The following is a 23,452-nucleotide window of genomic DNA, read 5'->3' as shown; positions in this document are numbered from 1 at the left end:
TGCAGGACCGCCCGGCCGACTGCGCGGCGGCTGGTCGCTCCGCCACCGTCCAGGTGAGCACAAGGAGAAACAGCGCGATTCTCACGCTTACGACTGGCGCTTTCCACATGATGGTATCCTTGGAGACAGGGTTCCACCGCAGCCGCCGACGCCCCCAAGTTCAGGCGCGCGCGGCCGAACTGCAACTCCGGGACACGGTCACCGGGCGTGAAAGCATCCCTGGCCGCATGTAGCCCGCGGCGCACTCGTCAGGCGGGTCGACGCTGCGCCGCGCCGAAAAGGCCGGCTTGCAGTGTGGAGCTCCGGCGTCTCGATCTGAAAGGATCAACGCAGCCACCGTGATGCTCTGAGCAAGATCGACCCGGGTGGTCCAGCGTCGCAGGACGCGATGATCGAGCAAGCGGAAACGTGCAGGAGGCGCACCACGGGCGGCCCGAGCCGAAGCGCCTCTATGCTGCCCATGCTCAGTCATGCCTGTCGTGCTCAGAAGGATTCCGCCGCCGGTCCACTTTCTCGCGGTACACCCAGTAAAGGAGCCCCAGGGGAAAGAGGAAGATCGGGGGGACGTAAATCCACTCGATGCCGGAAGGACGGCTGTGCACGAGAAAGATCCAGGTGTAGAACGCCAGGGCCGCCAAGCAGAAGACCACCGCAGCAGTATACGGCACCATCGGCCTACCTCGCGCCAGCCGGTACGTGGTGTACGCGCCAAGTAGACCCATCAGCAGGGAGGCTGCGAGAACGTAGCTTGGACTGCCGAGCTGGAGCAGGAATGCGAGTGCGGCGAAGGTGCCTGCGCTGAAGACGGCCGAGACGAGCGCCCGTGTGCGGGGGCTCTGCTGATTCTGGAGGAGGTGTCGCATCTGGATAACGGATGAGAGGTTCGGTGGAACGAGCCTCACAGCGCAGGCCGCCGAGCTCGGAAGTGGCTTCCCTCTGGGCCCGACGCAAACGAGTTCAGGCGCAAAGGCCGAGGAGGCAACCGCGCGGCGGAACGGCTGACGCGAGCCCTCCAGCGGACAAAACGACCGCCGGCCGCATGTCGCCTGCCACGCACTCGTTGGGCCGGCGTGGGTTAGGGATATGGGGCGGCCCCGACAGCCATAGGATGACCGTACCACTGCGCAACAGGAGTTCCCCCGCAGGTGGCGGGGCGCCAGAGCAGCTGCCGCCCGCTGGTCAGCGCGATGCGATCCACCTCAGTGGATCCGCTAGAGCGCCACAGGCGGGTTTCCGCTACTCTGCCGTCCTCCCGGATGAAGAACCAGAGAAACGGAATCTTTGGTGGTCCGCTCTGCGGTTGAGTAGCGGGAGAGCTGAGCGCAAAGCTTCGACGCACAGCCTCGTAGTTGATCGGGGTCGGTGGGCTCTTTGCAGCTGCGGCGTCCACGCACGCGGTCGGCGGAACGTAAGCTTCGTAGCCGGCGGGCATGGTTTGGGGTCCCTGCGTCGGGGCACTCGCGCATGCCGCACCGAGCAGGAGCATCAGAGCAAATCCGAGACGCATCAGGTTGTCTCCACGGGTCGATGCATTTCCGCGCGCAGTCTCTGGGCCGGGTTGAACTCGAACGCCCAGCCGTCCCGCCTCCGGTCCAGGGAGAAGCCGCCGTCCCGGTTCGCTGCGTCGATGGCCTCCCCGGAAACCAGGGTGCAGGTCCAATCCTGCGCCTCGGGAGCTCAGAGCATGCCGACGATGCCCTGCGCCAGCGCCCACCCCAGAGCGGTTGCCGCTCCCATGCTCACTGCCTCTCGCAGGGGTTCTGCCCGGGGACGGATCCATCGGCGATCCAGGTAGACCGCGAGTGTGAGACCGAGCCCCAGCCCCACGATGCTGGCTGTCGGCTCGCCGGTGAGAGGGTGCAGCAGAGCGGTGACCACGAACGCACCGCCGACTGCACAGGCGATGAGGGGCAACCATGCAATCCGATACATCTGCAGATCTCCTGAGCAGCGCCCACCGCACAAGGATCAGTGCCGCGACCATACATCAACCGCCATACCACAGCCGCCTGACGCAACGAAACTCAGGTGCTGGCGGCCGAAATGCAAGCCGCGGGCGCAGGCCAACAGCATGACCGGCCGGCAGTCGCTTGCAAGGGCACTGGTCAGGCGGCAGAGAGTCGGTCCCGCGGTTCTTGCGAAGGACAGGTTTAACGATCAACCAGGGAGAGAACGAGGACCTGAGGCTCCTCCCGTCCGCCGAGCGTCGGATCTTCTGCCTCCGTAGACACCCAGTAAGATCACGCCGATCGCCACCCCCACAGCAGGTCCGCCGATGAAGCCTGCGACTCCAGCGAGTGCGAGGGCTCCGAGTGTCCTTTCACCTCTGCTCATCCCTCTCCTCCCTATTCTAAGTGAACGAAGCGCGTCGTACGACGTGGTCATCCCAGCTGCTTCCATGCGAACGGCACACGGGTGTCCGCAAGAGATCGCCAGCCTTGCAGGCTGCCTGCGGTGCTCAGGGTGCGGAGAGCGGTCCGCAGCGCTCAAGATCGTGTGCCTGCAAGAACTACGCGTGGCACGACCTCGGTCGCCCCCGGGGCATTCGGATGGTGGGGAGTCAGCGGAACTCTCTGCGGCCCTCACGCACGAAAGTCCCTGCGACGGATTCGCACCGCGCCCTCCTTGCGCGCCTGCTCCAGCACGGATGCGAAGTTCTGCCGTGCTTCGGAAGGACTCACCGCGAGAGAGCGGACAGTGCCGCCTGAGCGACCTGCGCATCCTGCTGAGAGGTCACTCCGCTGACACCGACCGCACCGATGACCTGTCCGTTGCTCACGATCGGCAGCCCCCCTTCCAGAGGGAGCAGGCCGTCGACGGCAAGAAGAGCTAGACGGCCGCTGGTGACGGCATCCTCGAGCGCCTTGGTCGGACGTTTGAAGCGGGCTGCGGTACGCGCCTTCTGAATGGCGATGTCCAGACTGGCGGGCTGCGTCTCGTCGAGGCGGTGGAAGAGGATGAGTCCGCCGGAGGCATCGACGATGGCCACGGCCACATTCCAGTTGTTCTTGCGAGCTTCTGCTTCGGCAGCATCGGCCATGGTCTTTGCCGCCTGTAGGCTGAGGCTCTGCGTCTGGAGGAGCTGCGCCTGGGCAGGAGAGAGCCCGAGTAGAGCAAGCAGAGCCAGGAGTGCGATCGTGAGCTTGTTCATGGCACCGGTCCCGGAGAACGGAGGCGAAGGAGGAGAGGAGAACAGCCAATCAGCTTAGCACGGCAACGGGCACGCGCTTTAACGCCCTCAAGCTCAGGCCCGTGCAGCCGAGCTGCACCTTCCAGACGCGGCGGCTGACGTTCTACTTACCGGGCATGAAAGTATCGCCGGCCGCATGTCGCCTGCCGCGTATTCGTCAGGCGCGCGGAGTGGATGGAGAGGGTGGTTGCGCACGCTCACCGGCCTGTTGCACACGCGCCGCGGCCGCCCAGCCCCTCGGCGACACATTCAATGGGGCCGCTCGCCGAGGGCACGCACTGGGCCGTCAACTGCACCAGCAGCTCTGTGGCCGCGGCAACCATCTGCCTCTGCACTTCGATCGGTTCAGAGCGGGCACTCCCGATCCACGTGAAGCTCACCTGAAGGAGCGGCGGCTCCCGAGGTCGGGCATCGAGTTCAAGGTTCGCGTACTGGCGGCCCCCTGGCGCGGACGAGCCGACCAGCGCAAAGCTCATCCCCGCCTGCCGCCAACGCAAGTAGCGCGGGACGCTCCAGCGCTGGACTTCGCTGATGGTGGGCGACGCATGGAGAGCCGCTTCGAGGCAGTCCCCCACCCTGGGGATGTCGAGCCGCGCAGGGACAGAGTCGGGCTGCGAGGGTGAGTCCGGAGGCACCTCTTTGGGAGACAACACCTCGGTGCCAATGAGAGCTTGCCGCGCGCCCACGCGGTACACGGGATCACAGGCCGTGAGGAGTACGGCAGCAGCGCACGCGGTGCAGAGAATGGCCGAGCGACGGGTGGCAAGCGATCGCATGGCACTCTCCTGAGTGCGAGGGGCGAGAGCGACAGAAATGCTGACCCGGCGCGGTCGAACGCCCTCAAGCTCACGCGCGTGCAGCCGAACGGGATGCTGGGTCGAAGTGCGATCGGCGCTCGAGGGACCAGGCGCTACAGCGGCCGCCGGCTGCATGTCGCCTGCAGCGCACGGGTCAGGCGGCTATGGCACAAGGCTGCTCGGTCTGAACTCTTCAGGTAAGAGCTCGACGAATGCGAACTCGCCGACCGGAAGGAACTGTGTGCCCGCAGCGGAGAAGCGCAAGAGGCTTCCCGATGCGAGTTCGAGATCCAGGCGGATGGGCCCTTCTGCACGAAACGGAAGCGGGACGAGATCCACGTGCAGCTGATTGCGTATCCTCAGAGTGCCGCTCGAGATCCAGACCTGCGGTTCAGGAAGGCGGAAGATCTCGGCATCGCGCAGAAAGACGTCGACGCGCTGCGACCCACCCTCTCCCCGCCAGCCTGCAGGAGTCTGCTGCCAGCGGTGAATGTACCCCCGGAGCTGTAGCACGGCTCCGCCCGCAACAGAACGAACCTCCTCCAGCATGGAATCGTGGAATTCAAGCCAGCTGGGCATCGCAGCGAAAGGAGGATGCGGGGTGAATGCGATTTCCGAAGTACTGGAGAGCATCCGATATTCGTGCGCTGTGGAGCACACGCATGCAACCACACGACAGGAACGCTCGCGGACAGCCGCCTATTCTAACTACTGTTCAGGCCGAGCGCCCAGGGAGCAGCCGGCGAGAGAAGCACTCTCGCCGTGTGCTTGAGGCATCCGGGCAGGGATACAGAAAGACGAGCCCGGCAGCTGAACGCTCGCCGGGCTTCACCTTACCTGCATGGGCACTGAGGGATCCGAAGCCTCGCCCGGCCAGCAACCGGCCGATCCCCGACCCTCCTTTTCGCAACCACTTGCGCCCCACTCCCCGTCCGGCCGTGTGACGCCTTCGTGGCGGATCGGGCGCAAACACGCCCTCCCGACACCCTGGAGTCCCGCCGGACCGCCTGTTGCGTCTCGCGGAGGACCTGCCCTCCCGCCGGTGCAGGATTTGCGGCCAGGCGCGGCCCGCAGACGTACTCGAATCCGGTTCTCCTCAACCGAGGCCGAAGGATGCTGAACTACATCTGGGGCGGCCTGATCATCGCCAGTCTCCTGTTCGCGATCGTCTACGACGTCGGCGACCTGACCCGCGACCGTTACCGGAACGAGCAGCCGCTCCCGGTCGAGCTGGTCTTCCCGGAGGGCTACGACCCCGCCGCGCGCCGCGTACCCGTGGAGATCCGGATCGACTCCGCCCGATACGCCGCCTTCTACGGGGTCCAGGAGGCTCCGGCCGGGAGCTACCCGGGCTATCTGCGGCAGACGCGCGAGGGCGTCCAGCTCCGCTTCGAGACGGACGCCACCTTCCCGGAGCCGCTGGCGACCATCGCCGGGGTCTCGAAGTCGAACGACGACGAGCTCCAGGGCACGCTGGTGGGGTTCACCCCGCCGGAGGCGCCGGTGGGAACGGGGGTCCAGGACGCCGCCGGCGCCCCCGTGCCGCCGTCCGATCCCGCGCCGGCCGCGGACGCGACCACCCCCGCGGACGTGACCGCGCCGATCGCCACGCCCTCGCCCGCACAGCAGGCGGCGGCGCCCACCGCAGCGGCCGCCCTGGTCTTCGAGCCGGTCCGCTTCGTCAAGCTGAACGCCATCGCGGCCGCGGCGCTGGACTTCGCGGAGACGGCGGCCGAGATCGCACTGGGGCTGATCGGGGTGCTTGCCCTCTTCCTGGGCATCCTCAAGATCGCCGAGGACGCGGGCGTCATCTACGCGCTGGTGAAGCTGGTCCGTCCTGTCCTCGGCCCGCTCTTCCCGGAGGTGCCGCCCGACCACCCCGCGCTGGGGATGATCGCGCTGAACTTCACGGCGAACATCTTCGGGCTGGGGAACGCGGCCACGCCGTTCGGGATCAAGGCCATGGAGGAGCTGCAGAAGCTGAACCCGACGGACGACACGGCTACGAACCCCATGGTCATGCTGCTGGCCATCAACACCGCCAGCGTGCAGCTGGTCCCCCCGGTGCTCCTGCTCGCGCTGATGGGGCTGCAGATCAACCAGCTCATCTTCGCCATCATCATCACGACGGGGCTCTCGCTCACGATCGCCATCATCGCCACCAAGCTGTACGGCAGGCTCCCGTCCGTGCGGGCCTCCGATCCCAACCGGATCCCGCCGCCGGACGCGGCGCCCGAGGCATAGGAGGCGGCCATGGAAAGCCTGCGCAACTTCATCGGCCTCGCCTCCTACTTCATCCTCCCGCTCATCCTGGTGGGATTCCCGCTCTACGGCCTGTACAAGCGCGTCCCGGTCTACGAGAGCTTCGTCGAGGGTGCGAGGGAAGGATTCCAGGTCGCCGTCCGCATCATCCCCTACCTGGTGGCGATCCTCTTCGCCATCGGGATGTTCCGGGCCAGCGGCGCCATGGACTTCCTCGCGGACGCGTTGGGGCCCGTGCTGGCGGTGATCGGCTTCCCCGCCGAGGTGCTGCCCATGGCGATCGTCCGGCCGCTGACCGGCTCCGGCTCGGCCGGCCTGGTGGTCGACATGATCAACGAGTACGGCGAGGACTCGATCTTCGTGAAGATGGCCGCCGTCATGTTCGGCTCGACCGAGACCACCTTCTACGTGATCGCCGTCTACTTCGGGGCCGTCAACATCAAAAAGTCGCGGCACGCGGTGGCGGCAGGACTCACCGCCGACGTGGCCGCCATGATCATCGCCGTCTGGACGGTGCGGCTGCTGTTCGGGTGAGGCGATGAGCAGGGTGCGGAATCATGGAGACGGCTCCGTCACCAGGCACGCGCGGCGCACGAAGTCGCCGCCGCGGGCCATGTCTGCGTACGCTGCTCGCCGAGCGCAGCCTCCTGTCGGGCCGATGAATCACCGCTGTGGGGAGGTGTTCGCACGGGGTGGGGAGCCGTCGAGGCCCCCCACCCCGTTTCTGTGGCCGGCCCGCATTTGAGGCAGATGCCCGATCCAGGGGCAGGCGCTTCACCATAATAGTGCAGGGCACCGACGAGACGGGCTCCGTCATTTATCGCAAATGGTTGCGGCATGCCAGTTTACGGGCAAACACATGAAGCGCGCCGCCTGGCTTCCTCCTTGCTACCCGGGCGCATCACGGCTCGGAGGAGCAGGCACACATCCCCGGAGGATCCATGAAGCGCGTACTCGCCCTTTTCGCTTGCGCCGCCCTCGCGGGGGCGTGCCAGGACAACCCGACCGGAGTCGCCCCCGGCACCCAGCCCGCCTGGGAGCTGCAGAGCGGCACGGTGGAGATCGACCCCGCCCTCACGGAGGCGCTCGCCACCGCGGCCGAGACCGACCGGTTCGAGGTCCTGGTCAGCTTCGACCGCTCGCTCACCGACGCGGAGATCCTCTCCGGCGCCATCCAGCAGCTCGACGCGGGGGTCATCGGCTTCAAGCACCTCCCCGTCCTGGCGGTGCTCGCCACTCCCGCGCAGGTGGCCGCCATCCAGTCGCTCGCGGGCGTGGTCTCCATCTACCTGGATACCCCGCAATACCCCCTTAACCTGGAGGGGGCGGGGAGCGTCCAGGCCGACCATGTGTGGGCGCTGGGCGTCACCGGGAAGGGGGTGGGGATCGCCATCCTGGACACCGGCGTGGACGCCACCCATCCCGACCTGAAGCTCGGGAGCAAGGTGGTCCAGAACGCGGCGGTGCAGGCCAACACGAAGGACCTCTACACCTTCCCCGGACGTGACTCGGTCACCGGCCTCAAGACGCCCAAGCCGGTGAAGAAGGGGGCGGAGCTCTTCGCTGAGGACCTCCCGAACACGGACAGCGACCATGGCCACGGCACCCACGTGGCGGGGAGTGCCGGGGGCGGCGGGAACGCCTCCGGCGGGAAGTACCGGGGCGTGGCGCCGGGCGCCCACATCGTCGGTGTGCGCGCCACCGTCCCCGGCGGCTCCTTCCCGCAGGTGATGATCCTGGCCGGCTTCGACTACATCATCGAGAACCGCAAGGAGTACAACATCCAGGTGGTGAACAACTCCTGGGGCTCCAGCGGCGACTTCAACCGCAACTCCGCCATCGCCATCGCCACGAAGGCGGTGCACGACGCGGGGGTCACCGTGGTGTTCGCCGCCGGGAACTGCGGGAGCGGCGGGAGCGCGACCTGCCGGCCCACCAGTGCGCCGCACCAGCTCAACCCGCACAGCGTGGCCCCGTGGGTCATCGGCGTGGCGGCGGGGTGCAAGCTGAACCGGGACGGGGACGGGAACCTGCTGGCGCAGGGCGACCCGAACTGGACCGGGCGCTGCCCCGAGGACAACCGCGGGCGCGTGCTGGCCAGCTTCTCCTCGCGGGGCGCGAACCCGGCCAAGCACCCGTCGTACTTCGACGCGGGATACTACCCGGACATCACGGCGCCGGGCGTGTACACCGTCTCCACCCGGGCCACCACGGGGACGGCAATGAACGCGCTGGACATGCCGAGCGATCTCACCCTTTGCAGGATCGACGATGGCCACCTGGCCTACTACACCTGTGCCTCGGGCACATCCATGGCCGCGCCGCACGTGGCGGGGATCGTGGCCCTGATGGAGGAGGCGTCCGGTGGGACGCTGACCCCCGACCAGGCACTGGCTGTGCTCACCAGGACCGCCCGGCCTCTCCCCAGCTACGCCACGTGGGAGGTCGGTGCCGGGTACGCGGATGCGCTCGCCGCGGTGCAGGCGCTGAAGAAGTAGCTTCCACCGGCTCCTTCCGAGGTGGTGGTTCGCGCAGGGCGGGGAGAGCTGTCGGCTTCCCGCCCTGTTCTCGTGCAGAAGAGGGGACCGAACTCCTTGGCCCAGCGCCGTGTCCAAGCCGGGAATCCGCCTCCGGGGGCCGGTTCTTGTCCGGGAGTAGCTTTCACGGTCCCTGCTGGGGTGTTCCGCGTTCATCCGGTGCTAGGTAGCGCATTCTTCGTCCGGGACGGGTCCGGGGCGGACGTGCGACATTGGTCCTGGCCTTCAGCTCCTGGTCGCCATGTATTCGAACCTTCAGGTGGAGCAGGCCCTCTCGCTGATCCCCCACACGACCGAGTTTCTCCCGCTGATCGATGCGGTCATCGGCGCTTCCCGGCCGGACAGGCAGCGGACCTGGGCAAAATCTGGAAAGTACGCCACGATGTCCAAGCGGGTCGTCGATCCGGCGGATCTGCGCAGCGAGACACAGGCGCTGGCCGCCGAAGCGAGAGAGCGGCTCCAGGACGTGTGCTCCCTGGTCGTGGACGCGATCCGGGCGTACGAAGCCGGGGAGCTCGAGGCGGCCGCCCTCAACTTCGTCTGGGCGGGTGAGCTCGAGGAGGCGGACGAAGACCTCACGGAAGCGGAGCGCCTCTACCTGCTTGCCCTGGAGGTCGCGACCGAGGCTGCCGAGCGCCGCGCGGAGATCGTCGCCCTGCGGCATCTGGGGCGTGTAGCCCATTCGGCCGGCCGATTCGCCGATTCCCAGGCCCGCTACGAGCGGAGCTACCTCCTGAGTGTCGAGGCGCAGGACGTCCTCGGTCAGGCCGCGTCGTGCCAGGGTCTGGGAGCAATCTGGGCCGAGCAGGGCGAGCGAGCCCATGCCCACACCTGGTACTCGCGGGGGGTGCAGCTCGCCTGGGGCCTGGACCCAGAGTTCAGGCATCCTTTCCTCTGCCAGCTCGCCGCTCTGGCGATCCGGCTCGGGGAGCTCGACGAGGCGGAGGCGCAGCTGGAGCACGCGCGGCAGGCGATCAGGGCTGCTCGTTGCGAGCAGGCGATGGCAGCGTGGTACCATCAGTACGGCCTCCTGCTCGATGCGCGAGGGGATTCCCTGGGTGCGGAATGCACGTATCGGAAAGGAGTCGAGCACGCCCGGGATCCAGCGTGCGAGATCAGGATTCGCATCGACCTCGGCCACAAGCTGCTCCGTGAGGACCGCCTGCTGGAAGCAAGGGAGGAGGCACGCAAGGCGGAGGAGATCGCGATCAGGAAGCGGTCCGTTCCCGTTCTGGTGGAGGTATACGGGCTGCTCGGCGCCATTGCGCGGAAGCAGTGCGATCCGGACGGATTCGTGTTTTACGAGCAGGCTCTGGAACTGTGCCGTGAGCAAAGGGTGCCGCCCCTGCGCGAGGCAGCCGTGTATCACGAATACGGCCTGTTCCTCCACGGCTGCGGCCATACTGCAGAGGCGCCCGATTACCTGCGGAAGGCGAGCGAGATCTATCAGGAGTCGAACCTCGTTTGCGAGATGGAGCGGGTAGCGGCCGATTTGCGGGCTTTGGGTGGACAACCGGGTCGCCTCTGAGCTCGACTTCATCCATCATGCCGGTATAAGGCACTGCTCAGGCCCCAGCCCGCGGATGGCTGAGTTGCCGAGTGCAGGTGGCCGCGCCATCAGCCGAATGAGCGGCACGCGACTACGCGCGCCTCTCGACTCCCGGAAGCTCGCCAGCCTCCAGACCGGCCAGCAGGTCGAGTAGGCCCAACGACTCTCGCCGAAGTGCGACTGACGCTCAACCCACCAAGCGATTAAACGGTCAGCTGCATGTCGCCTGCAGCGCATTCGCTAGGCGAGCCGGATGGTCTCACTGAAATTTGTTGGACGCCGGAACGGAACGAACTGCCGCGGACGTACATCGGTCAGCAGGTAGGAGAGGATTCCGACACCGACCTGAAAGCGGCCGCGAGATGTCTCATCCGAGACGTGCAGGGTTGGGCTCTCGTAGAGGAGCTTCGGGAGCCGCAATTCTCGCACGCGATTCGCAACGTTCGGCGCACTGAACCCGAGGGTATGGTCTACCGCGTGGGCGAAATCGTTCCGGATCTTTCTCACTAGGTGCAGATCTCGACGATCCTCTTCCGAGAGTAGGCGCATGTAGTAGGCCATGTCGATCTTCGCCGAAAAGGATGCAAGAGGAGCAGCGCCCTGAAAGACTTCGTTCCCGGCTTCCGGGAGTGCTAACCGAAGTAGCCGCTCAAGCAGCGTGTCGAGCAACGCTCCCGCAAGCACGCCACAGGCACGATCAGTCTCGGCCTGGAATGCCTCGAAGAAAGGCTTGAGGTCGTCGAGATCAACGGACATGAGCTGGTCGGTACCTGTGTTGACTTGATCCCCGCAGGAGGAGCCGGATTGAGATGCGCAACGGAGCGCGCCGGCACCGAAGCAGAGAAAGTACGGAGAGCGCGCCTAGAGCGGTTTGCAGGCGGTCCGAAGCCTCGCCGCGCCGGGTCTAAGCAGCGCGGCGCGTATCTGTGGCGGTTCCTCAGCACTCACTCGCAAACCGCTCTAGGCGGGCGGCCTTGATGGAATACGGCTATAGCGAGCCTCGAGATGTTCGACCACGCGCTGCATTGCGCCCACGGCGAGAGTAGCAGTGCCGCGAGTATTCGTCTCGGCCAGCCGCTGTTCCTTCCCGGGGTGTATTAGGTTTCGGAAATGCTGCGCGAGGCTAGCTGCTGAGGCGATTCGATCAGAGATGACCTCCAGTTCCAAGGCCACACCAATGTACTCATCAAGAGTCCACGTCACAGGATCTCGGAACTTCTTTGGTGCTGCCCCCTGGGTCCGGCTACTCGCCCACTGCTGGTGCGCTGCTTTCAGTTGCGATTGATCCTCCTGCTGAATACGCCAAAGGAGAAGGGCCTCTATCACTGACCCAGCGAGTACAGCAGCAGCCTTGTACACGCCGTTTGCATGTGCAGAGTAGCTCGTGCTGATATCGAGCCTGATCGAGGATCGAAGTGGTTCCGGCACAAATGCTAAGCCGGGTGTGTCCGGGCGAGGTACTTCGTCGGGACAATCCAAGAGTGTGTTCTTGATAATAATCAGCGGGTGTCTCCCGTGGAGCGCCACAAGAGCACGGAGTTGGTTCTGGTGCCCTGGATGCGCACCAGAATGCCACCCCTCCAAAGTATTCCTCACGACAGCCACGGCGGCCGTGTAGAGCGCGTACTGATCCGTTCCGAGGAGCGCGTATAGTTCAGCAGGCAACTCGTCTATGAGCGCCAAGGCAGCTGCCACCGTCTGCGCGTGTGAAAAATCGAGGTAGAAGTCGGAAGTTCCACCGCGGAGAGATGGGAACGCCTGGTCGAGGAAACTGACCACGACGCTCGGTGTGACTCGTGGCATAGATCAGGGGGAGCTTGAAACGGGATGACAGGGTCTAGTGGGCCACATGCAAGCTTGGCGCCGAGGCCCGCCTAAACAATATGGAAGGGCGGGCCTCCGGGGAGTATCGCGGGTTAGCGCCCCTGGAGGTGCCAGAGCCACATGCGAGATACGACTCGCAGCCACACGGAGGGCCCGCCCATGTCTGCATCCATTTTGTACCTGGGGATGGACGTACACAAGGACTCCCTCACGATCGCGGTCTTCGCTCCCGCCGGGCAGCAGCCGCTGCACTTCGAGAGCTCCTGCAGCTGGCGGAAGGGACCGACACGGTGGAACTGCAGCAGCGGGCGCTGGCGCGCGGCCTGAGCGTGGCGCCGGGTCCGGCGTTATCGTCCACCGAGGAGTACGGGAACTAAATGCGCTTCAACGCTGGGCGGTGGTGGAACGGATGCGGGAGGGACTCGACTTCGTGGCGGGGCTGACGGCGGTGGGGGAAGGGTGATCCGGAACCAAGGCGCCTGAATGAAAGAGCCCCGCCGCGAAGGTCGCAGCGGGGCTCCTCAAGCTCCTCCCAGGGCTACAGCGGGCCCCTGTACGACGACGACCAGCCGAAGAGCGCGCGCAGTCTCTGGCTTGAAGGCCCAGCGGTCCCGCCTCCGGTCCAGGTAGAAGCCGCCGAGCCCGGGAAGAGTGAGCCCCGTACCCGACCGGAAGGGCTGGTCCATCTCCTCGACCATCCCGTCGAGCCAGGCAGCGGCGGTGGCGTCGTCGGCCTGCATCCGCTCGGCGAGCCTGCGGACGAACTTCTTCCGTTCGATGCGCTCGGCCAGACGTCCCCGTCCTGGATTCCTCAGTAGCCCCGTCGCCCTCAATGGGCCCCCTGCTCACCCCAGCTCCGCGCCGCGTGGAGTGCGCCCTCGACCCCGCCCTGCTGCACCGCCTCCAGGATCGTCTCGCGCGGCTCTCCAGCTCACTCCGGCGCGCTTCGACCGCATGAGTTTCCGTCATTTTGGATCACCTCCGGTTGAAACCATGTGTGTGATCCCGACACCTTGAGGTACCGCGGTGCCTCAGCCGTATTAGCCCCAGCCATATGGATCCTAGTCCTCTGGCGAAAGGTGCTCTCGAATGAGTTCGTCAATCTGTAAGTTTAGGGCATCGGTGTTAACGTTGATCCAGCCCCACTTACCGTCGTTCGCATGCTTGATGTGAATGGCATCACCATTCTGGTACGCTGCGCCTTGGATGCTTGGCAGTTCGACCTCGATACTGCTTGTCTCCGGCATCGCGCGCAACCTGAATAGATCATCCGCTGACATTACCAGTGAGTAGGTACAGCCGTCACCTTCGTCGCGAAGGCTGATTACTATGGATTCTGGCACCACCAAACCTCGCGTGTTGAGGGTTGATCCGTGGAAGTAGACGAGAACGGCGTCGATTATTGCCGGCCTAACGGAACCAGGATCAGACGCCCACGGCCGGTACGCAAGTCAGCGGGTTGCGCAGAAGGTCGCGGCCGTGGGTCGCCTGCGTTCGCTCGCTACGCGCACCTGGTAGAGTGCTACTCATCCCCACCGCCGAAGTGGCTGAGAATGGAGCGATTCATCGACTCGGCGTTCGGCATTCTTCCGTGGGAGATGAACTCCTGCAAGAGTGCCGCCGTGATCTCAATGTACCGTCGCCATTCCTGAGAGGATACCTCTGGGATGCTCGCTCCATGGATGAACTTGTTTCGAACTCCGTACATGGTGTACACCGAGCGAAAGGCGTTTTTCTTCCCCGTTCGCACGGTATAGTACACCGCGAGAGCCGTTCGTAATCGAAGTTCGTCTCCCATTTGGAATGAGGCCTCAAGGCAGGAGCAGCAATCAAGAACCGTATCGAGCGGGTCGGTGCGCTGGTATGATCCCTCCCACCTGAGTAGGGCCACGCGCAGCCTTCGTTCCTTATGAAGAAGAGAACTGCCAGAGTTGAAGCGGCTGAGGAAGGACTCCGATAGCCGCTGCTTGCGCGGGTGCGGCCGGGACGTTTTGTCCTTGCCGGACCGCAAATGCTCTCTCCAAAGCATTTCGTATTTCCACTCGCCGGACAGCAAATCAAGCAGGGCAGAGTAACAGCGAGAAGGCACCACTGATTCGGCAAGCTCGAGAACGGTCCAACGATGCGTTTCAAAACTATCCGACCGCTTCCCTGGACCGAGAATGAAGTCCAGATCCGCGGCACGGATAGTAAAGAAGTCTGCATTTCCGTACTCTATTTCTATTTCATCCATGGTCATGGGGCGAAAGATGCCATGCTCAGCGCGGAGCGGGTGCTTGGGCGCATGGAAGAAGGGAAGTACGATGGCACGCTCTTGTGGTGATCCCATATCCCCTGGCAATCGGTTGATGCCGACACGAGTGGACGCCTTGTATCTGCACCGGGACGCGGTCGCGCGCAAGTGGACCCCCGCAGGAACCCCGCCCGAGCGGGCGCCTAGACTAGCTGTTACGCGGTAGGTATTGCACGCTCAATCGAGCTAGTTCAGCCATGGAACGTCCCAAACCATCAACGCCGGGAAACAGCGCACTCGCTGTTACGTTCATCTGACGAAGTTGCCGTAGAAATCGGGGCTTCAATTCCGCAGGGATAATCAGTTTCCGGTAAACTTCATCTGAACCAGTGCCATGCTCTGGGCCGCATGCGGCTTCAATCAAGCTGCCGTGATCGTTAGACGGACTAAGACATGCGGTGAATGCGCCCTGTTGCGCGATCATCCGCTCGGTCCTCTTCTGCGGAGCCCAGTAGAATAGGCGCGGGCCAGCTTCAGGATTCGTAAGCACGGCATTCGATACATAATCGAGATCACCATGCTGCTGAGTTGCCCAATGGGTGACGGTGGCAACGTGGAAAAGCCATATCGCTCCATCCTGGTCCCATTGTTGTTCGACGGCAAAATACGCAGCCACGTAGGGCGATTTGGTCCAGTCCAGTAACCGAGTGGGTGCTCCATGGTGCTGCATCAGTGCCCACCACTCGAGAAGGCTGCCGGAGGTGGGAAGAGATGCTGCACGGAGATGTAGATGAACCTCCTCTTGGAAGGATTCGAGAAGATACCTCTCGATTTGCATTGCGCCGCGAATATCACACTCGTCACCGCCGCTTCTCTGAAGCGACGTGGAGAGCGTCCAACTGGCGTTTGCCTGACCCCGAGCAAGGTACGCTACTTCGTGAGGTGGCTGGTACGACAGGTGGGAGGCTATTCGAAGAAAATGATCCCAGTCCCGCAGAGTGAGTGTCGGCCACATCTCCTGCGTCCTTTTTGAGCGAAATAGATTGTCCGCCTTTGTAAATGCGCGAGGAGCCGGTCGTGCGCAAGTGGGCGGGCGGCAGGAGCCCTGATAGGCACGCGCCTAACCACTGTTTATGCCAAAGTACATCCAGCTAGCACGCAAGGTCGTGTGGGCGGAAGCGCTGCCTACAGTTCCGTTTAGGGCGCCTCAACGCCCGCAGCAACGAGGAGTCCGTTCCAGATAACACCCAGGTGCGAAATCGCCTCGCCCGGTCCGCAATCGCTTGCCCCGTCCAGGTTTCCACCTCCTGGTGAGACGCGCTTGAACGGGTTATGCGGAGGTTTCCGCCACATAACGCCGCGTGGGGCGGATTATCGGCCACCGCTGCCAGTCGCTGCAGTATACCTCGGCCCCCCTCTACAAGCAACGCGCCCATGAGCCAGTCCAAATCGCAAGGCCAAGTCGGACGTGCTCTTCACCCGAACGTTCATCATCCGAACTGAAGAGGCCCACACGCGTCGGACCAGAGCTGGCCGTTCCCCTCCGGCCGTGGCACGCTGGTACGCGGAAGCACGTGATGAGAGCACTCCCCACCAGAGAGTTGACTCGCCATGCTGTCCCAGCCGGACGCCGCATGGTCGGGCTGGATCCGCCACGGCCCTACCCGCGTGCGAAAGTCGGCCGGCCCGGGGTGAAGGAAGAAGCGGCATTCCGATGAAACGAAAAGCCCGGCGAGCTTTAGCTGCCGGGCTCAACCTTCTCTGTATGGGCACTGAGGGACTCGAACCCCCGACCCCCTGTGTGTAAGACAGGTGCTCTAACCAGCTGAGCTAAGCGCCCTTCTCCGTCCCCTTCACCTGCCAGATGATCCCCAGCGGGATCAGCACCACGTATCCCAGCACCAGCAGCGCCGGGGCCAGGTCCACCGAGCCGTTGTTCAGCAGCACGTAGCCGACGACGATGCTGACCAGCCCGGCGGCGAGGATGAGCCAGTTCTGCAGGGAGAACCGGACCGTCCCCTCCCCGTCCGTGCGGGAGGCGGCCGCCGAAGCGGCAGCGGGCTTGCGCGCGCTCTGAGTAGGCGTGGGTCTGGGCATGGTCAAAAAAGCTATTCCAGGGGGTACTCGACGTCAACCCCGTCCGGGCGCGGCGGCGGGAGCATCCGTTCCTCCGCGCGCATCTCCTCCAGCTTCGCCCGGTCGCGCTTCCGACGCCGCGCGAAGAGGAAGAAGAGGATCACCGCGCCGAAGACCCAGAACGCCCCCGTCTGCGCCCCCAGGAGGAGCCACCCGTAGCGGCGCCGCACCGCGCGCGCCCACTCCTCCTCGAATTGCCCCATCGTCATCCCGTACGCCGAGCGGATCGCCCGGTCCAGGCTCCCCTCCCGCTTCCAGGCGCGGATCAGCGCGTCGAAGCCCTCCGGCCCGGCCCGCTCCGCCAGGTGGCGCACCGCCGTCGCCGAGAGGAGGTAGGCGAGCCGCGCGTCCCCCTCCCCCGCCGGCCAGTCCAGCGAGAGCGAGTCCAGCGGCGGCGCCCGCCCCGTGAGGAAGGCCAGCCGGAGCTGCCACGCCGCCGAGGCGTCCCACCCGCCCGAGGACCACTGCGCGTACCCCTCGTCGAACCAGCGGGGCACTCCCGGCGGGAGCTCCCGGTTCACCAGCAGGTGCAGCAGCTCGTGGCGGAGCGTGGTCCCCAGGCTGCCGGGCTCCGTGCGCGGGGAGGCGTAGAGGGGGAGGACGACCACCCGCGCCGCGGGAAAGGCCACCCCGGCGCCCCACTCCGGGATCCGGCCGCCGGTCACCGAGTCCCACACCTCGCGCGAGGGGGCCAGGATGATGGTGGCGGGGATCGGGCGCTGCGCCTCCGGGAAGCCCGGGAGCGGAAAGGGCTCGCTCGCGGCCCGCAGCACCTCCTCGGCAAGCGCCCACCCGCCGGGGAAGTACACCACCCGCACCGGTTCCGCGGCGAGCATCTGCGCCCCGCCGTCCCCGACCGGCACCTGTGCCCGTAGCCCCGCCGGGAGGCAGAGCAGGAGCGCCGCTAGGAGGGCTGGAAGGAGACGGGCTCCCCCGCCTCCAGGCGCGCGAGGGCCTCGCCGCACTTCTCTCCCCAGGGGTTGAAGCGGTTGGTCTCCACCCCCTTGCGCCACGTCTCCGCCGCCCGCTCGGAGTCGCCGTCCAGGTAGTGCGCGCGTCCCAGCTCCCAGTATGCCTCGATCAGGTTGGGGCCCAGCTCCAGGGCGCGGCGGAAGAAGGTCCGCGCGTCGCCGTACATCTCCCGCTCCAGGTACACCATCCCCATGTAGAGGTGTCCGTAGAGCTGCGCCTTGCGGTCCGCGTCCTGGCGGATGGCGCGGGCCAGGTGCTCGATGGCCTCCCCGAAGATCCCCTTCTTCAGGCAGATGTAGCCGAGGTTCACCCGGGCCAGGGCGTTGTTCGGCTCCTTCATCAGCACCTTGGAGTAGGTGTACAGCGCCTCGTCGTACTGCTCCCGGAGCATCTGCGCCCACCCCAGCAGCGACTCCGCCGCCGGGTCGTCGGGCGCCAGCTCCAGCGCGCGGGTCAGCTCCTTCACCGCACGGGCGTGGTCGCCGGCGGCGATGGCGCTCCATCCGCGTTCTACATAGGTGCTGCTGCCGAGGTGGTCCGAGCGCACCGCCCGCGCCGGCGCGGGGGTGCGCGGCGCGGCGGCGGCAAGGGCCTTGTAGCGGTCCACCAGCGCCCGGATCTCCTCCTTGAAGGCGGAGAGCTGCTCCAGGGAAGCCTCCGTCTCGCGGAACAGCTCCATGATCTCGCGGCGGATCCGGTCGCGCTCCTCCGGCGGACCCTCCGGGCAGGCCGCGTCCAGCTCGCAGCCGATCCCCTCGTAGCGGGCGCGCAGGGCGCCCAGGTACTCCTCGCTCGTCATGCGCCTTCGGCCGGGGAGGTGTCGGGGGACGGGTCCGCGCCGGGGACCAGCTCGGCCCCCTCCAGCGCGATCCGCTCCTGGCTGGAGAGGATCCGCTCCACGTCGATGAGGATGATCAGGCGCCCCCCCTCCAGGCGCACGATCCCGCGGACGAACTCCGCCGCAAGGCCGCGGATGTAGGCCGGCGGCGCCGAGACGGCGGTCTCCGGCACCCGGAGCACCTCCGAGACGGCGTCCACCACCAGCCCCAGGCGCTCGCCCGCGTGCTCCACCAGCACCGTGCGCGTCTCGTCGTTGACGGGGGCGTCCGCCAGCTCGAACCGGCGCCGCAGGTCCACCACCGGGACCAGCGTGCCGCGCACGTCGATGACCCCCTCGACGAACTCCGGAGCCCGGGGGACGGGGGTGGGCTCCTGGTAGCGCAGGATCTCGTGGACCGCGAACACGTCCAGCCCGAACTCCTCCGGGCCCAGGCGGAAGGTCACGAGCTGGACCTGCGGGACGGCGGCTTGACGGGCCTTTCTCACGAGGGTTCTCGCGTGGTCAGGGATGTGAAGTGTTCCAGGACGGCCGCGAGGTCGAGGAGCGTCACCAGCGCGTCGCCCGCGCGGGCGACCCCCAGGACGTGCTCCTCCCGCTCCGCGCCGCGCGGTGGGGCCGGACGTACCGTGGAGGCGGGGAAGGCGGCCACCTCGCGCGCCTCGTCCACCGCCACGCCGACGCGGCGGTCGCCCGCGTCCAGCACCAGCACGTCCGGCGTCTCCGTCTCCTCCAGCCGCACCCCGAGCCCGGGGGCGACGTCCAGCACCGGCACCAGCGCCCCGCGCAGGCGGATGACGCCCAGGAGGGGGCGGGGCACGTCCGGGAGGGGGTGCACTCGCGCCCCGTTCACCACCTCCTCCACCAGGCGGACGTCGCAGGCGTGCAGCTCGCTTCCCAGGCGGAAGACGACCCCGCGGAAGGCGTCGTCCTCCCCCTCCCGGGCGTCCGGGAGGAGCGGTCCCGCGGCGCTCACCGGGCCTCCAGGGGCGGCAGGCGCATGGAGGACAGGGCGCGGACCTCCGCCGCCAGCGCCCCGGGGATGCGGTCCAGGGGGAGGACCTCGTGCGCGTGCTCCGCCGCCGCCTGCGGCATCCCCCAGATCACCGAGGTGCCGCGGTCCTGGGCGATCCCGCCGCCCCCCGCCCGCACGATGGCAGACAGCCCCTCCGCCCCGTCGCGCCCCATCCCGGTGAGCACCACCCCCACCGAAGCCGGGCCGAACACGTCCGCCACGCTGCGGAAGAGGGGGTCGGCGGCGGGGCGCACGCCCCAGACGGTGGGGCCGCCGTCGAGCGCGATCCGCACGGCGCCGTCCTCGCGCACCACCCGCATGTGGAAGTTCCCGGGGGCCACGTAGACGCGGTCCGCCAGCACCGGCTCGCCGTCCTCCGCCTCCGTCACCGGGAGCGCGCTCACCGAGTGCAGCCGCTCCGCGAGCGAGCGGGTGAAGCTGGCCGGCATGTGCTGCACCACGAGCACCGCGGCGCCGAACGGGGCCTTCAGCCGCGGGATCAGCTCCGCCAGGGCCCGCGGCCCCCCGGTGGAGGAGGCGACCGCCACCGCCGCGCCGGCGCCGGGGGCCCCGACCAGGGAGAGGGTGCGCGGGCGGACGGTCCGGGCGGCGCCCCGCCGGGGCATGTGCACCCGCACGTTGGAGAGGTTGGCGGCGGCGGCGGCGCGCAGCGCCTCCAGCAGCCGGTCGGCCACCTTCTCCAGGTCCAGCGAGATGGTCCCCGAGGGCTTGGCGACGAAGTCCACGGCACCGTAGTCCAGCGCGCGCAGGGTGGCCTCGCCCCCCTCGGTGGTGTACGCCGAGAGCATCACCACCGGGCGCGGGGTCTCGCTCATGATGTACCCCAGCGCGGAGAGGCCGTCCAGCCCCGGCATCTCCACGTCCATGGTCACCACGTCCGGGTCGAACTGGTGCACCTTGCGAAGGGCGTCGTCGCCGTCGCGCGCCGTGGCCACCACCCGGAACTCGTCGGTGCGCGAGACCACGTCGGTGATGACCCGGCGCATGAAGGCGCTGTCGTCCACCACCAGCACCGTGTGCGGCCCGCCGCGCTCAGAGCGTGACATCGGCCCGCCCCACCGAGGAGACCACCACCCGCCCGTCGCCCACGTGGAAGCGCACGGAGCGGCCGTAGTCCGCCCCCACCTCCTCGGCCAGCACCGGGATCCCCAGCTCGCGCAGCACCTGCCGCGAGGCGATCAGGTTGCGCTCGCCCATGTTCAGCATCCCCGGCGTCATCAGGCTGGGGAACATGGACGCCCCGCCCACCAGCCGGGCCTCCAGCCGCGCCGAGCGCCCCGCGAGCGCGGCCACCTCCGCCGCGAGGAGCGGGATCGCCGTGGTGGCGAACTTGGACGGGTTGGAGGTGTCGCGCGCGAGCTGCTGCTCCGGGAGGAGGATGTGCGCCATCCCCCCCACCCGCGCCGCCGCGTCGTGGAGGAGGATGGCCACGCACGAGCCCAGGCCCAGCGTAACGAGCGTGGCGTCCGCCCGCGCGACCGCGTGGTGCGCCACCTTCACGAAGATCTGCGGGGCCGTCATGCGGGCTTCTGGAAGATGCGTTCCCGGTTGTTGATCGCGCGGAACAGCCCGCGCGTCGGCCCGATCAGCGTCTCCACCTTCCCGAGCACCAGGAACCCCCCGGGGACGAGCGCGTCGTAGAAGTTCTGGAAGAGCCGCTCCTGGATCTCCCGGTCGAAGTAGATGATCACGTTGCGGCAGAAGATCAAGCTCTGCTCCGGGAGCGGCGCGTCCGAGATCAGGTCGCGCCGGACGAAGCTCACGTTGCGCTTCGCCTCGGGGCGCAGGCGGAAGGGCGGCCCCGGGGAGAACCACTTCTCCTTCATGGCCTCCGGCGTCTCCGTGAGCGACAGCTCCGGGAACTCGGCGCGCTGCGCCGCCTCCAGGCTGCGCCGGTCGATGTCGGTCCCCGTGACGTGGAAGCGCGCCAGCTCCGCCGCGCAGCGGTGACGCTCCGCCCACTCGTGCAGGAGGATGGAGACGGTGTACGCCTCCTCGCCGCTGGCCGACCCCGCGCTCCAGATCCGGTGCTGCGGGCGCTTCCACTCGAAGAGCCGGGGGAGGACCTGCTCCTCCACCACCTGCCACATCTCCGGGTTGCGGAAGAGCTTGGTGACGTTGATGGTGAGCGTGTCCAGCAGGACGTCGTACTCCCCCGGCTCGCGGTCCAGCAGCTCCGAGTACTCGTCGAAGGTGTGCCGCCCCCGGGCGCGCATCCGCACCGCGATGCGGCGGCGGAGACACTTGTCCTTGTAGTACTGCGTGTTGAAGCCACGCTCCCGCTGGATCTTGGCCTTGAGCCGCTCCAGCTCCTCCTCGTTTCCCTCCAGCGAGAAGGGAAGGCCCGGCGGCGGGCCCTGCGGAACGTTCATTTCAGCACCGTCTGCACCAGCTCCAGGTTGGTCCGTACCACCGCGTTGGCGGGGTTCAGCTCCAGCGCCTTCCGCCAGAGCCGTACCGCCTCCTCCCGGTTCATCCGCTTGTAGTGGATGTTCCCCAGCTTGAAATACGTGTCGTCGCCCAGCTCCGGGGCCAGCTCCAGCGCCCGCCCGTACGCCTCGACGGCCTCGTCGTACGCGCCGCGGCGGTAGAGCACGTCCCCGAGCGACTTGTACGTCTGCGGCAGCGTGCCGTCCTCCTCGGTTGCCCGGCGGTAGAGCGCCTCCGCCTCCGCCCACTCCTGGCGCCGCTCGCGCACCGTCCCCAGGTGCAGCAGGATCAGCGGCGAGTGGGGGTGGAGCGACACCCCCTCCTCGCCCAGCCGCAGCGCCTCCGCGTCGCGCCCCGCCGCGGCCTCGGCCAGCAGGGCGAAGGCGAAGTACGCGGCAGGGGCCCTCCCCGCGCCGAGCGCCTCCCGGTAGGCGGCAAACGCCTCCGCCGCCGCCGGGGCGTCGCCGCGCTTGAGGAGGAGGATGGCCCGGCCGAGCAGCACCGGCGGCCTCCCAGGGCCCAGGCGTGCGGCCTCGTCCAGCGCCGCCTGCGCGTCGTCCAGGCGGCCGGCGCGCTCCAGGGCGAGCGCCAGGTTGTGGAACGCCGCGGCGCGCGGGCCGCCCTGCTCGATGGTCTCCTTGAGCCAGCGGACGGCCGAGCGGTCGTCGCCGCTGCGGAGGCCGATCAGCGCCAGGAAGAAGCGGGCGTCCGCGCCCCGCGGCTGCAGCTCGATGACCCGCCGGAACTCGCGCGAGGCCTCCTCGTACATCCCCGTCTTGTAGAAGGCGATGCCCAGGTTGCGGTGCTCCTCGATGCGGGCGAGCGGCACCTCGCGCACCTCCACCGGGCGGCGGAGCCCCACCGGGTGGGCGAACCCCGCCTGGATCAGCCCGAAGAGCGCCTTTCCCACGTCGAACTCCACCAGCCCGGACTCCTCCACCACCTCGTGCACCGTGCGCTTCCCGTCCACCAGCGGGACGATCTTGCGCTGCTCGTCGGTGAGGTCCACCCCGTCCATCGGCCGGGCGCGGTCCATCTCGAAGATCAGGTCGAGGGAGGAGATCTTCTTCTCGATCAGGCTCCACTCGTCGATCCGGCGCGCCCCCTCCAGGAGCAGGTTCTCCGGGTTGATGGAGACCAGCATCGCCCCCTCGGGCGGGCGCTGCTCCGCCTCGAAGTAGAAGGAGCCCTGCGACCAGGTGAAGAGGTAGTAGACCGCCTCCTCGATCTGGACCCGGATGTACTGCTCCAGCTGCTCGCGGGTGATGGCGCCGCGCCGGATCAGGATCTCGCCCAGGCGCGTCTGCGGGTCGCGCACCTGCTCCTCCACCGCGGCGGCGAGGACGGCGGGGGCGAGGAGGCCGTTCTTGACGAGCAGGTCGCCCAGCCGGTCGCGCCGGTTCACGATGGAGGCGTAGGTGATCCGCCCCCGGTCGAAGTAGGTGTAGCCGAAGTTGGAGCGGTCCGTGACGGAGAGGCACCCCGTCTTCTGCCCCATGGCCAGGAGCTGCAGGACGTCCGGGAGGCTCGCCTCCTTGAGGGATCCCTTGATCGCCATCAGGCCAGCTCCTCCATCAGGCGGTCCTCGAGCGCGAGCGCCGACCAGGCGACCTTCTCGGGGTTGTAGAACCAGCGGTCCGTCCCGCCG

24 protein-coding genes and 1 tRNA gene are annotated in these 23,452 nt (G+C 67.3%); 5 read left to right on the top strand and 20 right to left on the bottom strand.

Going from position 1 to position 23,452, the window contains the following annotated elements; all coding sequences use genetic code 11:
• Window positions 1–464: 464 nt before the first annotated feature.
• The 5 genes from VGR37_01940 to VGR37_01920 form a co-directional block, all read right to left on the bottom strand.
• Window positions 465–863, bottom strand: coding sequence for a hypothetical protein (locus VGR37_01940; protein ID HEV2146157.1), 399 nt, complete (start codon window positions 861–863; stop codon window positions 465–467).
• An 814-nt stretch (window positions 864–1,677) separates the two neighbouring features.
• Window positions 1,678–1,932, bottom strand: a complete 255-nt coding sequence (locus VGR37_01935; GenBank protein HEV2146156.1) for a hypothetical protein — start codon at window positions 1,930–1,932, stop codon at window positions 1,678–1,680.
• 745 nt (window positions 1,933–2,677) lie between these two features.
• Window positions 2,678–3,151: a heme-binding protein gene (locus tag VGR37_01930; GenBank protein ID HEV2146155.1), complete on the bottom strand. Its 474-nt coding sequence runs from the start codon at window positions 3,149–3,151 to the stop codon at window positions 2,678–2,680.
• A gap of 236 nt (window positions 3,152–3,387) precedes the next feature.
• Window positions 3,388–3,966 carry a hypothetical protein gene (locus VGR37_01925; protein HEV2146154.1) on the bottom strand — a complete coding sequence of 193 codons (579 nt, stop codon included), beginning with the start codon at window positions 3,964–3,966 and terminating at the stop codon, window positions 3,388–3,390.
• Window positions 3,967–4,149: 183 nt separating this feature from the next.
• Window positions 4,150–4,620 (bottom strand): hypothetical protein, encoded by a 471-nt coding sequence (locus tag VGR37_01920; GenBank protein HEV2146153.1) that lies wholly within the window; start codon window positions 4,618–4,620, stop codon window positions 4,150–4,152.
• Window positions 4,621–5,100: 480 nt separating this feature from the next.
• On the opposite strand from VGR37_01920, the gene VGR37_01915 reads away from it, so the two are divergent.
• The 4 genes from VGR37_01915 to VGR37_01900 all read left to right on the top strand — a co-directional run bounded on the left by VGR37_01915 (window position 5,101) and on the right by VGR37_01900 (window position 10,314).
• Complete coding sequence (locus VGR37_01915) at window positions 5,101–6,231, top strand: nucleoside recognition domain-containing protein (protein HEV2146152.1); 1,131 nt, start codon at window positions 5,101–5,103, stop codon at window positions 6,229–6,231.
• Between the two features lie 9 nt (window positions 6,232–6,240).
• Window positions 6,241–6,783, top strand: a complete 543-nt coding sequence (locus VGR37_01910) for a spore maturation protein (GenBank protein ID HEV2146151.1) — start codon at window positions 6,241–6,243, stop codon at window positions 6,781–6,783.
• A gap of 407 nt (window positions 6,784–7,190) precedes the next feature.
• On the top strand, window positions 7,191–8,747 hold the full coding sequence (locus tag VGR37_01905) for a S8 family serine peptidase (protein ID HEV2146150.1): 1,557 nt from the start codon (window positions 7,191–7,193) through the stop codon (window positions 8,745–8,747).
• Window positions 8,748–9,027: 280 nt separating this feature from the next.
• Window positions 9,028–10,314, top strand: a complete 1,287-nt coding sequence (locus VGR37_01900) for a tetratricopeptide repeat protein (GenBank protein ID HEV2146149.1) — start codon at window positions 9,028–9,030, stop codon at window positions 10,312–10,314.
• A gap of 261 nt (window positions 10,315–10,575) precedes the next feature.
• Here VGR37_01900 and VGR37_01895 read toward each other — a convergent pair whose 3' ends face one another.
• Both VGR37_01895 and VGR37_01890 read right to left on the bottom strand, forming a co-directional pair.
• Window positions 10,576–11,091, bottom strand: coding sequence for a hypothetical protein (locus tag VGR37_01895; protein ID HEV2146148.1), 516 nt, complete (start codon window positions 11,089–11,091; stop codon window positions 10,576–10,578).
• 204 nt (window positions 11,092–11,295) lie between these two features.
• Window positions 11,296–12,114, bottom strand: coding sequence for a hypothetical protein (locus VGR37_01890; GenBank protein ID HEV2146147.1), 819 nt, complete (start codon window positions 12,112–12,114; stop codon window positions 11,296–11,298).
• Window positions 12,115–12,318: 204 nt separating this feature from the next.
• Here VGR37_01890 and VGR37_01885 point away from each other — a divergent pair, with 204 nt between their 5' ends.
• Entirely contained in the window at window positions 12,319–12,486 is a 168-nt protein-coding gene (locus tag VGR37_01885) for a hypothetical protein (GenBank protein HEV2146146.1), read from the top strand.
• Window positions 12,487–12,680: 194 nt separating this feature from the next.
• Here the strand turns inward: VGR37_01885 and VGR37_01880 are convergent, their stop codons facing one another.
• The 13 genes from VGR37_01880 to VGR37_01820 all read right to left on the bottom strand — a co-directional run bounded on the left by VGR37_01880 (window position 12,681) and on the right by VGR37_01820 (window position 23,362).
• Entirely contained in the window at window positions 12,681–12,992 is a 312-nt protein-coding gene (locus VGR37_01880; protein HEV2146145.1) for an HU family DNA-binding protein, read from the bottom strand.
• 689 nt (window positions 12,993–13,681) lie between these two features.
• The gene (locus VGR37_01875) at window positions 13,682–14,488 is read right to left on the bottom strand and encodes a hypothetical protein (GenBank protein HEV2146144.1); all 807 of its coding nucleotides are present in this window, start codon (window positions 14,486–14,488) and stop codon (window positions 13,682–13,684) included.
• A gap of 112 nt (window positions 14,489–14,600) precedes the next feature.
• Window positions 14,601–15,407, bottom strand: coding sequence for an FRG domain-containing protein (locus tag VGR37_01870; GenBank protein ID HEV2146143.1), 807 nt, complete (start codon window positions 15,405–15,407; stop codon window positions 14,601–14,603).
• Between the two features lie 751 nt (window positions 15,408–16,158).
• Window positions 16,159–16,232 (bottom strand) — tRNA-Val (locus tag VGR37_01865).
• Window positions 16,223–16,489, bottom strand: coding sequence for a hypothetical protein (locus tag VGR37_01860; GenBank protein ID HEV2146142.1), 267 nt, complete (start codon window positions 16,487–16,489; stop codon window positions 16,223–16,225). The genes VGR37_01865 and VGR37_01860 overlap by 10 nt, the downstream gene beginning before the upstream one ends.
• An 11-nt stretch (window positions 16,490–16,500) precedes the next feature.
• Window positions 16,501–17,364: a hypothetical protein gene (locus tag VGR37_01855; protein ID HEV2146141.1), complete on the bottom strand. Its 864-nt coding sequence runs from the start codon at window positions 17,362–17,364 to the stop codon at window positions 16,501–16,503.
• A 68-nt stretch (window positions 17,365–17,432) separates the two neighbouring features.
• On the bottom strand, window positions 17,433–18,299 hold the full coding sequence (locus tag VGR37_01850) for a tetratricopeptide repeat protein (protein ID HEV2146140.1): 867 nt from the start codon (window positions 18,297–18,299) through the stop codon (window positions 17,433–17,435).
• Complete coding sequence (locus VGR37_01845; protein ID HEV2146139.1) at window positions 18,296–18,826, bottom strand: chemotaxis protein CheW; 531 nt, start codon at window positions 18,824–18,826, stop codon at window positions 18,296–18,298. Before VGR37_01845 ends, VGR37_01850 begins: the two co-directional genes overlap by 4 nt.
• Complete coding sequence (locus tag VGR37_01840) at window positions 18,823–19,314, bottom strand: chemotaxis protein CheW (GenBank protein HEV2146138.1); 492 nt, start codon at window positions 19,312–19,314, stop codon at window positions 18,823–18,825. Before VGR37_01840 ends, VGR37_01845 begins: the two co-directional genes overlap by 4 nt.
• Window positions 19,311–20,420, bottom strand: coding sequence for a chemotaxis response regulator protein-glutamate methylesterase (locus VGR37_01835; GenBank protein ID HEV2146137.1), 1,110 nt, complete (start codon window positions 20,418–20,420; stop codon window positions 19,311–19,313). Before VGR37_01835 ends, VGR37_01840 begins: the two co-directional genes overlap by 4 nt.
• Window positions 20,407–20,895 carry a chemotaxis protein CheD gene (locus tag VGR37_01830; protein ID HEV2146136.1) on the bottom strand — a complete coding sequence of 163 codons (489 nt, stop codon included), beginning with the start codon at window positions 20,893–20,895 and terminating at the stop codon, window positions 20,407–20,409. Before VGR37_01830 ends, VGR37_01835 begins: the two co-directional genes overlap by 14 nt.
• Window positions 20,892–21,746 (bottom strand): protein-glutamate O-methyltransferase CheR, encoded by an 855-nt coding sequence (locus VGR37_01825; protein ID HEV2146135.1) that lies wholly within the window; start codon window positions 21,744–21,746, stop codon window positions 20,892–20,894. The genes VGR37_01830 and VGR37_01825 overlap by 4 nt, the downstream gene beginning before the upstream one ends.
• A complete protein-coding gene (locus tag VGR37_01820; GenBank protein ID HEV2146134.1) occupies window positions 21,743–23,362 on the bottom strand; it encodes a DUF4388 domain-containing protein in 1,620 nt (539 codons plus the stop codon). Before VGR37_01820 ends, VGR37_01825 begins: the two co-directional genes overlap by 4 nt.
• Window positions 23,363–23,452 lie beyond the last annotated feature (90 nt).

Source organism: Longimicrobiaceae bacterium (genome assembly GCA_035936415.1).
Classification (GTDB): domain Bacteria; phylum Gemmatimonadota; class Gemmatimonadetes; order Longimicrobiales; family Longimicrobiaceae; genus JAFAYN01.
Note: the sequence above shows the minus strand (reverse complement) of the source record. Positions and strands in the feature narration are given on the sequence as shown.